Below are 9045 nucleotides of genomic sequence, written 5' to 3' on the forward strand. Positions count from 1 at the left end.
GGACAGCACGGTTCTCTCCGTCAACTCCTGTCGGCACCAAGGAAAGAAGACCTTCTACATCCTCGACATCTCCCTCGGAAACACCAAGCCCACCCAGCACGCCCCCCTCCGAACCAAGCTCGCCCGCTTCGCCGAGTCCTACCTCCCGGTCGGCTCCAAGGCGATGGGCTGCGGCAAGTAGTCCGGTGTCAGCGGGCGCCCTCCGGGTTTCGGAAGGTGATCATTTTGTCCGCGTCGATGCGGGACCACGGGATGTCGCGCATCCAGCCTTCCCACGCCTCCTGCCCGTACAGCTCGGCCAAGAAGGCCGCGAGGCCCGGTTCTTCGGGGGTCTCATGCATGGCCTCAGTGTGGACCCGGCCACTGACAACGGCCCCGTCGGCCGCTCACCACCCGCTCACCGGCCGCCGTACACCACCCGCCGCTCACGGCCGCGAAGCCCGCAGCGAGTACATCAGCGGGACGCGCGGCCGGTCCGTCGGCTGGCGGTAGTAGCCGTCTCGGCGCTCCAGCGAGCCGAAGCGCTGGAAGAGCGTGATGTCGTGCTCGTGCAGGAAGTCGATGCGCAGCCCGGCCGCCGCCAGGGCGGAGACGACGTCGCCGAGCGTGTGCTGCCACTCGACGCTGCGGTTGCTGACCGTGATCGCGTCGAGGTTCGCGTACGTGCCGGGGCTCTCGTCCACCCACGGCTGCCGGCTGAAGTAGTCATAGGCGACCCGCCCCCCGGTCTCGTCGTCGAGCGCGTCCGTCATCGGGTGGAACTCGGCGAGGTAGAGGAACCCGCCGGGCGCGACGAGGGACGCCGCGGTCTCGGCCCAGCGGACGATGTCGGGCAGCCAGCACAGCGCGCCCACGCCCGTATAGACGATGTCGTACGCGGAGTCCGGCACGGCCTCGGCGGCGTCGTACACGTCGGCGGCCACGAAGGAGGCCCGGTCCGGGCCGAGGCCGAGGCTCTCGGCGATGTCGCGGGCGGCCTCGACGGCGGGTTCGGAGAAGTCCAGGCCCACGACCTGCCGGGCGCCCCGCCCGGCCCACGAGAGGGTGTCGAGCCCTATGTGGCACTGGAGGTGCAGCAGCGTGCGGCCGGTCACATCGCCCACCTCCTCGACCTCGAACCCGCGCAGGGAGTCCGGGTCGCGGCGAAAGGCGTCGAGGTCGTAGTAGTCGCTGCCGACGTGGATGGGAACGCGCTCGTCCCACATCGCGCGATTCGCCTCGCGCCAGTCGTCAGGGGCCATGGGTCTATGCATGCCGGTGAGGTTATCCACAGGCTTGGGCCCTCGCCAGCGGGTTGTCGCCGCCCCGGCGCAGAATGGGGGCATGACACAGAGCAACGGACCAGCCGCGACGCCGTCGTCCATGCCGGACTGGGAAAAGCGATTCAGAGCACCGCGCGTCGGCCTGCCGGACTGGGCGGAGGACGCCCCGGACCGCTCGCTGTTCGTGTCGAACGCGACGGGCACCTTCGAGCTGTACGCGTGGGACCGTGCCACCGGCGCCCAGCGCCAGGCGACGGACCGGCCGAACGGCACGACGGACGGGGTGCTCTCGCCCGACGGCGAGTGGATCTGGTGGTTCTCGGACACCGACGGCGACGAGTTCGGCATCTGGAAGCGCCAGCCCTTCTTCGGCTGGGAGGACGGCCGCGAGGACGAGCCGGCCGCCCCGGGGCTCGCCCCCTCCTACTCGGGCGGCCTGGCGCTCGGCCGCGACGGCACGGCGGTCGTGGGCCGCTCCACGGACGACGAGGGCTCCTCCATCCACGTGGTGCGGCCCGGCGCCGAGCCCGTGGAGATCTACCGGCACCGCGAGTCGGCCGGCGTCGGCGACCTCAGCCACGACGGCGCCCTGATCGCCGTCGAGCACACCGAGCACGGCGACGCGATGCACTCGGCGATCCGCGTCACGCGCCTGGACGGAACGGTCGTCTCCGAGCTGGACGACACGAAGAACGGCACCGAGGAGCTGGGCCTGACCGTCATGGGGTTCGCGCCCCGCGCGGGCGACACCCGGATGCTGGTCGGCCACCAGCGCCGCGGCCGCTGGGAGCCGATGATCTGGGACGCGGTGACGGGCGAGGAGACCGCCCTGGCCATCGACCTCCCCGGCGACATCGGCGCCGAGTGGTACCCGGAGCCCCAGGGCGCCCCGGCGGAGAGCGGCAAGAACGCGGGCGCCCTCCTCATCTCCCACAGCTTCCAGGCCCGCAGCGAACTGTGGCGCTACGAGCTGGCCACCGGCGAGCTCGTACGGGTCGAGATCCCCTCCGGCACGGTCTCCGGCGCCACCGCCCGCCCCGACGGCACGGTCGAGTTCCTGTGGTCCTCGGCCGCGCAGCCCCCGGTCGTACGGTCCACGAGCGGCCGCGTCGTCCTCGACCCCCCGGCCCTGCCCGACGGGCTCAGCAAGGCCCCGGACTCGGTGCCCGTCACGGACGCGTGGGTGGAGAGCCCCGGCGGCACGGTGCACGCGCTGGTGCAGCGGCCGGCGGGCGAGGGCCCGTTCCCCACCGTCTTCGAGATCCACGGCGGGCCGACCTGGCACGACAGCGACGCCTTCGCCTCGGGCCCCGCCGCCTGGGTCGACCACGGCTTCGCGGTGATCCGGGTCAACTACCGGGGCTCGACCGGCTACGGCCGGGAGTGGACGGACGCGCTCAAGCACCGCGTCGGCCTGATCGAGCTGGAGGACATCGCCGCGGTCCGCGAGTGGGCGGTCGGCTCCGGGCTCGCCGACCCCGATCGGCTGGTGCTCGCGGGCGGCTCGTGGGGCGGCTATCTGACGCTCCTCGGGCTCGGCACGCAGCCCGAGGCATGGGCGGTGGGCCTCGCGGCGGTCCCGGTCGCCGACTATGTGACGGCGTACCACGACGAGATGGAGGCCCTGAAGGCGATGGACCGCACGCTGCTGGGCGGCTCCCCCGAGGAGGTCCCGGAGCGCTACGCGGCGTCCTCCCCGCTGACCTACGTGGACGCCGTACGGGCCCCGGTCTACATCTCCGCGGGGGTCAACGACCCGCGCTGCCCCATCCGCCAGGTGGAGAACTACGTGCGGCGCCTGGAGCGGCGCGACCACCCGCACGAGGTGTACCGCTACGACGCGGGGCACGGCTCGCTGGTGGTCGAGGAGCGGATCAAGCAGCTCCGGCTGGAGATCGAGTTCGCTCAGCGCCATCTGGGCGACTCGACTCCACAGGACGACTCGGCTCGGAAGGGCGGCCCGACTCCGTAGGGCCCTTCGGCTCCGCGGGGCCGCTCGACTCCGCGGGGTCCCGCGGCCCCGCGGGACCGCCCGGCTCCCCGGGGTTCCCCGGACCGCCCGGACGCCCCGGGCCGCCCGGACCGGGCTCCTCAGGGGCGATGCCGAGCGCGAGATCCCGCTCCGCCTCGATCTCGCGCCGCAGCAGCCGGAACCACATGAAGACGACGAAGCCCGCGAAGACGAACCACTCACCGGTGTAACCGAGGTTCTGGAACGCCTTGAGGTCGAGGCCGCTGTTGGGAGGGGCGGCGGCCGGGACCGGCGTCAGGCCGGCCCCGCCCTTGTCGGTGGTGATCCAGGCGTCGTACACCCCGTACGGCACGATGTTGACCAGCGAAGCCGCGCTGATCATCCCGAGCTGGCCCTTGGGCAGACCGGTGTCGCTGTGCACGCCGCGGGTGCTGGGGCCCTCCGAGGACTGGAGCGCCCCGGTGACGGTGACCTCACCGGCCGGCGGCGCGGGGACCTTGGCCACGTCGGCCTTGGAGTCCGCGTCGCCGGGCAGCCAGCCCCGTACGACGGGCAGCGCCTTCCCGCCGTCGGTCCGCAGCGGGGTGAGGACGTAGAAGCCGGTGCGGTCGTCCAGCTCGCGGTCCGGTACGAGCAGTTGGTGTGCCGTGTCGTACCGCCCGGTGGCGCTGGCCTGCCGCCCGGAGGTCTTGGTGCTGACGGGGAGCAGGTCGGCCAGCGGCTCGGCCCGTGCGGTCTTGGCGTCGTCCGCCTGTACCTGCTGTTCGCGGTGGGTGTCGACGCGCGATTCGAAGCGGCTGAGCTGCCAGCTGCCCATGAACAGGCAGAAGGGAATGGCCAGTACGGCGAAGAGGTTGATCCCCCACCAGCGGGGAGTCAGCAGGAACCGATACACACCCCCACGGTACGGGCCCCCCGCGACGGGGCCTCTCCCGCCCCCTCGCAGCGGCGGCCGGAGCGCACCGGGGCTCGACGGGCCGGGCAACGGACTGGAGGCTCCGGGCCGGAGGATCCCGGCTGGAGGATCCCGGCTGGAGGCTTCGGGCTAGGCGTCGCCCCCGGCGAGGGCCCCCGTGCGGTATATCGTCCCCGCGCAGGCCCCCGGGATCGTCGCGCTGGCCGCTTCCGGCTCGCCGACCTCCGGGACATGGGTGAGCTGCACGCTGCCCGTCGGCTGCGGGCTGCCGGGGTCCTCGCCGGTGGGCTTGGAGCTGCCGATCCCGAGCAGCTCCGTGGAGGCGGTGGAGGCCGCCTTGGACGACGTGCCGGCGCTGGTGCTGGTGCCCGGGGAGGGCGAGCCGCCGCCACCGTCGCCGGGGGTCGGCGTGCCGCCACCGCCGGTCGTGCAGCCGCCCGAGCCACCCGCGGCGGGGATCCAGGCGAACTCGACCGCGTACGCCTGGCCGGGCTTGAGGATGACCTCGCGGGGCGCGGTGGCCGGGTCGGGCAGGCCGGACGCGGCGTCGCCCTTGGTGTGGTCGACGACGGAGATGTGCGAGCTCTGAGTGGAGCCCTGGGCGGCGGCCGAGACGACGCCCCCGCCGTCGACCGTGCAGGCGGCGTCGGAGGTGTTCACGACGCGGAAGCTGCCGTAGATGCGGCCGTCCTTGTCGGGTTGGCCGACCTTCGCGGTGCCCTGGCCGAGCTGTTCGCGGTCGCAGGTCGGCGACGTCGCCGCCATCGTGCTGGTGTTGTCCGGAGCCGGCGAGCCGGGGGTCCCCGAGGGGCTGCCGGTGTGCTCGTCGCTCTTCTTGCCGCCCGGCGTCCCGCTGTCCTTCTGCTTCTCCTCGGAGGAGCTCTCCCGGCCCGCGCCCCCGCCCGTGCCGCTGCCGCCGCCGGTGTGCTGCTCGGGGGCGGTCTCGTCGGCGCGCTGGCTGCTGGCGGTGTTGGCGGACCGGTCGTCGGCGGTGCCGCCGGTCGTTGCCGCGTGGTAGAGCGCCGGTACGGCCGTACCGCCGAGGATCACCGCGGCCGCCGCGCCGACGAGGGCCTGCCTGCGGCGCGACCGGCGGGCGGGCACGGCCCGCCGGATGTGCTCCAGCGAATCGGGGTCGGGCTCCAGATCGGAGACGGCGTCGCGCAGCAGGCTGCGCAACGCCTCCTCGTCGAGCGGATCGCCGAGCGGATCGTCTGGAGAGCCACCCGGGAACGATCCGCCGGGCGCCCCCTCAGAGGACCCGGAAGACCCGGAGGATCCGGGATCGCCGCTCCGGGGCCCTTGCGGACCCTCGGGATCCTCCGGGCCGTGGTTCTTTTCGTTCATGCGGTGGCCTCCATGGCGACGCGGAGCGCCGCGATGCCCCGCGAGCCGTACGCCTTGACCGAGCCGAGCGAGATGCCGAGGGTCTGGGCCACTTGCGCCTCGGTCATGTCGGCGAAGTAGCGGAGTACGAGTACCTCGCGCTGGCGGCGCTGTAGTCCGCGCATGGCCGTGATCAGCTGATCACGCTCCAGCAGGTCGTACGCGCCCTCCTCCGCGCTCGCCATGTCCGGCATCGGCTTCGAGAGCAGCTTGAGGCCGAGGATGCGCCGGCGCAGCGCGGAGCGGGAGAGGTTGACGACGGTTTGCCGCAGATAGGCGAGGGTCTTCTCCGGATCGCGGACCCGGTTGCGCGCGGAGTGCACGCGGATGAACGCCTCCTGCACGACGTCCTCACAGGACGCCGTGTCGTCCAGGAGCAGGGCGGCCAGACCGAGCAACGACCTGTAGTGGGCGCGATAGGTCTCGGTGAGATGGTCGACTGTGGTGCCCGCTGCCATCGCCTCGTCAGTGTCCCCGCGTTGGGGCGGTAGCTGAGCTGGGCGGGCCGCAGGCCATGGCGCGATCACCGGCATACCGCCTGACGTGCGGGAACGCGGGCGCGCCGGAGCGCTGCCGCGGCCCGGGGCGGTTGCGATGCTGATGACGTCTGCCACGCAAGTTGGACACGCTTACCCCCCTCAGGGTTGTACGCGTAAGGCACCGCATTTGACGATGAGTTAAATGCCCTAGTGCGCACCAGTTTTCCCCAATGCCCCATTTTTCGTGCCGCTCATCGGGAGCGGCCACAAAGACGCTCCCCGCCCTGCTGCCGGTTGCAGAGCGGGGAGCGTTTAGTCGAACAGTTCGCGTCGGCCCAGTTCAAGTGGCGTGTGACCACAAGTTCATCACAAGGCCTTCACAGACCCCCTCGCATTATTACGAACTGGTCAGCTCCGCCGCCACGACTTCCGCGATCTGAGCGGTATTGAGCGCCGCTCCCTTGCGCAGGTTGTCCCCGCACACGAAGAGCTCCAGCGCCCTCGGGTCGTCCATCGACCGCCGTACGCGCCCCACCCAGGTCGGGTCCGTGCCCACCGCGTCGGCCGGGGTGGGGAACTCGCCCTCGGCCGGGTTGTCGCACAGCACCACGCCCGGCGCGCTCCGCAGGATGTCGTGGGCCCGCCCGACCGTGACCTCCTTCTCGAACCGCGCGTGCACGGTCAGCGAGTGCGTGGTGATCACCGGGACCCGTACGCAGGTGGCGGTGACCGGCAGCTCCGGCAGCCCGAGGATCTTGCGGGACTCGTCGCGGACCTTCAGCTCCTCGGAGGTCCAGCCGTCCTCGCGCAGCGACCCCGCGAACGGCACCACGTTCAGCGCCATCGGGGCCGGGAACGGGCCGGTGTCGCCCACCGCGCGCCGTACGTCCCCGGGGGCGGTGCCCAGCTCCGTACCGGCCACGGCCGCGAGCTGGGAGCGGAGCGTGTCGACGCCCTCCTTGCCCGCGCCGGATACGGCCTGGTAGGAGGAGACGATCAGTTCGCTCAGCCCGAACTCGGCATGCAGCGCGCCGATCGCGACGATCATCGAGAGCGTCGTGCAGTTCGGGTTGGAGATGATGCCGCGCGGGCGGACCCGTACGCCGTGCGGATTGACCTCGGGTACGACCAGCGGCACGTCCGCGTCCATCCGGAAGGCGCCCGAGTTGTCGACCACGACCACGCCCTTGGCGGCGGCGATCGGGGCCCACCGCGCGGCGATCGCGTCCGGCACGTCGAACATCGCGACGTCGATGCCGTCGAAGACCTCTTCGCCGAGCGCGACGACCTCGGTCTCCTCGCCCCGGACGATCAGCTTCCGCCCGGCCGAGCGGGCGGACGCGACGAGCCGGATCTCGCCCCAGACGTCCGCCCGTTCGGACAGGATGCCGAGCATGACCGTGCCGACGGCGCCGGTGGCGCCGACGACGGCCAGGTTCGGCTTACGGCCCGAGGGCCCGGTGTTCATCGGCCGGTGCCTCCGTAGACCACTGCCTCGTCCGACTCGGAGTCCAGGCCGAACGCGCTGTGCACGGCCCGTACGGCCTCGTTCACATCGTCGGCGCGGGTGACGACCGAGATGCGGATCTCGGATGTCGAGATGAGCTCGATGTTCACGCCGGCGTTCGACAGCGCCTCGAAGAACGTCGCGGTGACGCCCGGGTTGGTCTTCATCCCCGCCCCGACCAGCGAGATCTTGGCGATCTGGTCGTCGTAGCGCAGCGAGTCGAAGCCGACGGACGGGCGGGTGCGCTCCAGCGCCTCGATCGCCCGGCGGCCCTCGGTCTTCGGGAGGGTGAAGGAGATGTCGGTCAGGCCGGTGGACGCCGCGGAGACGTTCTGCACCACCATGTCGATGTTGATCTGCGCGTCCGCGATAGCGCGGAAGATCGTCGCGGCCTCGCCCGGCTTGTCCGGCACCCCGACGACCGTGACCTTCGCCTCGGACGTGTCATGGGCGACACCCGAGATGATCGCCTGCTCCATCGGCTGGTCCCCTTGCGGTTCGTTGCTGACCCACGTGCCCCGCAGCCCCGAGAAGGACGACCGGACGTGGATCGGAATGTTGTAACGGCGTGCGTACTCGACACAGCGGTGCAGCAGCACCTTGGAGCCGGAGCTCGCCAGCTCCAGCATGTCCTCGAACGAGATCCAGTCGATCTTCCGGGCCTTCTTCACGACCCGCGGGTCGGCGGTGAAGACGCCGTCGACATCCGTGTAGATCTCGCAGACCTCGGCATCGAGCGCGGCGGCGAGCGCCACGGCGGTGGTGTCCGAGCCGCCGCGGCCGAGGGTGGTGATGTCCTTCTTGTCCTGGGACACCCCCTGGAACCCGGCGACGATCGCGATGTTCCCCGCGTCGACGGACTGCTGGATGCGGCCCGGCGTGACATCGATGATGCGCGCCTTGTTGTGGACCGAGTCGGTGATGACCCCGGCCTGGCTCCCGGTGAACGACTGCGCCTCGTGACCGAGGTTTTTGATCGCCATCGCCAGCAGCGCCATGGAGATCCGCTCTCCGGCGGTCAGCAGCATGTCGAACTCGCGCCCGGCCGGGATGGGCGAAACCTGCCCCGCCAGATCGATCAACTCGTCCGTCGTGTCGCCCATCGCGGAAACCACGACGACCACCTGGTGGCCGTTCTTCTTGGCTTCGACGATTCGCTTGGCGACCCGCTTGATGCCCTCGGCATCGGCTACGGAGGAGCCTCCGTACTTCTGCACGACAAGGCCCACGTGCGCTCCTCGCTCTGTGTCTCCTGGGGGTGACCCCCAGACCCCCTCAAGGGGGTGATGCGGTCGGCTCAGTCTATCGAGCAGGCGGAATCCGCCCCGCCGATATCACACTATGAGACATACCGCTCACTGGATGATCATGACCGGCGAGGCTCCCCATCGAGCCCGCTCCGCGACGAACCCTGCCCGCATCCGGCACGGGCACACGAGAACGTAACCCAGGTCACAAGTTCACATCCGGCGCGAAGAACGAACGGGCGTCCTAAGCGTGGAAGCCGGCACCTCATGAAGAGG

General features: G+C 71.3%; 9 protein-coding genes. 2 read left to right on the forward strand and 7 right to left on the reverse strand.

The window, feature by feature from the left end; genetic code table 11:
• The coding region (locus ACFU99_RS22000; protein ID WP_384394504.1) for a hypothetical protein at positions 1 to 181 on the forward strand (181 nt) is incomplete at its 5' end.
• Positions 182 to 188: 7 nt separating this feature from the next.
• Here ACFU99_RS22000 and ACFU99_RS22005 read toward each other — a convergent pair.
• Both ACFU99_RS22005 and ACFU99_RS22010 read right to left on the reverse strand, forming a co-directional pair.
• On the reverse strand, positions 189 to 341 hold the full coding sequence (locus ACFU99_RS22005) for a hypothetical protein (RefSeq protein WP_384394505.1): 153 nt from the start codon (positions 339 to 341) through the stop codon (positions 189 to 191).
• Between the two features lie 84 nt (positions 342 to 425).
• Entirely contained in the window at positions 426 to 1253 is an 828-nt protein-coding gene (locus tag ACFU99_RS22010) for a class I SAM-dependent methyltransferase (RefSeq protein WP_384394507.1), read from the reverse strand.
• 109 nt (positions 1254 to 1362) lie between these two features.
• Between ACFU99_RS22010 and ACFU99_RS22015 the strand changes: the two genes are divergently transcribed.
• Positions 1363 to 3234: a S9 family peptidase gene (locus ACFU99_RS22015; protein ID WP_384394517.1), complete on the forward strand. Its 1872-nt coding sequence runs from the start codon at positions 1363 to 1365 to the stop codon at positions 3232 to 3234.
• On the opposite strand, the gene ACFU99_RS22020 is transcribed toward ACFU99_RS22015, so the two are convergent.
• The 5 genes from ACFU99_RS22020 to ACFU99_RS22040 form a co-directional block, all read right to left on the reverse strand.
• Positions 3137 to 4129, reverse strand: coding sequence for an SURF1 family protein (locus ACFU99_RS22020; RefSeq protein WP_384394509.1), 993 nt, complete (start codon positions 4127 to 4129; stop codon positions 3137 to 3139). The two genes, ACFU99_RS22015 and ACFU99_RS22020, sit on opposite strands and share 98 nt — an antisense overlap.
• Positions 4130 to 4279: 150 nt before the next feature.
• Positions 4280 to 5497 carry a hypothetical protein gene (locus ACFU99_RS22025; protein ID WP_384394511.1) on the reverse strand — a complete coding sequence of 406 codons (1218 nt, stop codon included), beginning with the start codon at positions 5495 to 5497 and terminating at the stop codon, positions 4280 to 4282.
• Positions 5494 to 6069, reverse strand: coding sequence for a SigE family RNA polymerase sigma factor (locus ACFU99_RS22030; protein ID WP_384394513.1), 576 nt, complete (start codon positions 6067 to 6069; stop codon positions 5494 to 5496). Before ACFU99_RS22030 ends, ACFU99_RS22025 begins: the two co-directional genes overlap by 4 nt.
• A 343-nt stretch (positions 6070 to 6412) precedes the next feature.
• A complete protein-coding gene (locus ACFU99_RS22035; protein WP_384394515.1) occupies positions 6413 to 7483 on the reverse strand; it encodes an aspartate-semialdehyde dehydrogenase in 1071 nt (356 codons plus the stop codon).
• Positions 7480 to 8751, reverse strand: coding sequence for an aspartate kinase (locus ACFU99_RS22040; protein WP_363130149.1), 1272 nt, complete (start codon positions 8749 to 8751; stop codon positions 7480 to 7482). Before ACFU99_RS22040 ends, ACFU99_RS22035 begins: the two co-directional genes overlap by 4 nt.
• Between the last annotated feature and the right edge of the window lie 294 nt (positions 8752 to 9045).

The organism is Streptomyces sp. NPDC057654, from assembly GCF_042800135.1.
Classification (GTDB): domain Bacteria; phylum Actinomycetota; class Actinomycetes; order Streptomycetales; family Streptomycetaceae; genus Streptomyces.

What these genes read in the sequence shown, in the direction of transcription:
- ACFU99_RS22005 (WP_384394505.1), bottom strand. Translation starts at nt 341, where the DNA reads ATGCATGAGACCCCCGAAGAACCGGGCCTCGCGGCCTTCTTGGCCGAG.
- ACFU99_RS22010 (WP_384394507.1), bottom strand. Translation starts at nt 1,253, where the DNA reads ATGCATAGACCCATGGCCCCTGACGACTGGCGCGAGGCGAATCGCGCG.
- ACFU99_RS22015 (WP_384394517.1), top strand. Translation starts at nt 1,363, where the DNA reads ATGCCGGACTGGGAAAAGCGATTCAGAGCACCGCGCGTCGGCCTGCCG.
- ACFU99_RS22025 (WP_384394511.1), bottom strand. Translation starts at nt 5,497, where the DNA reads ATGAACGAAAAGAACCACGGCCCGGAGGATCCCGAGGGTCCGCAAGGG.
- ACFU99_RS22030 (WP_384394513.1), bottom strand. Translation starts at nt 6,069, where the DNA reads ATGCCGGTGATCGCGCCATGGCCTGCGGCCCGCCCAGCTCAGCTACCG.
- ACFU99_RS22035 (WP_384394515.1), bottom strand. Translation starts at nt 7,483, where the DNA reads ATGAACACCGGGCCCTCGGGCCGTAAGCCGAACCTGGCCGTCGTCGGC.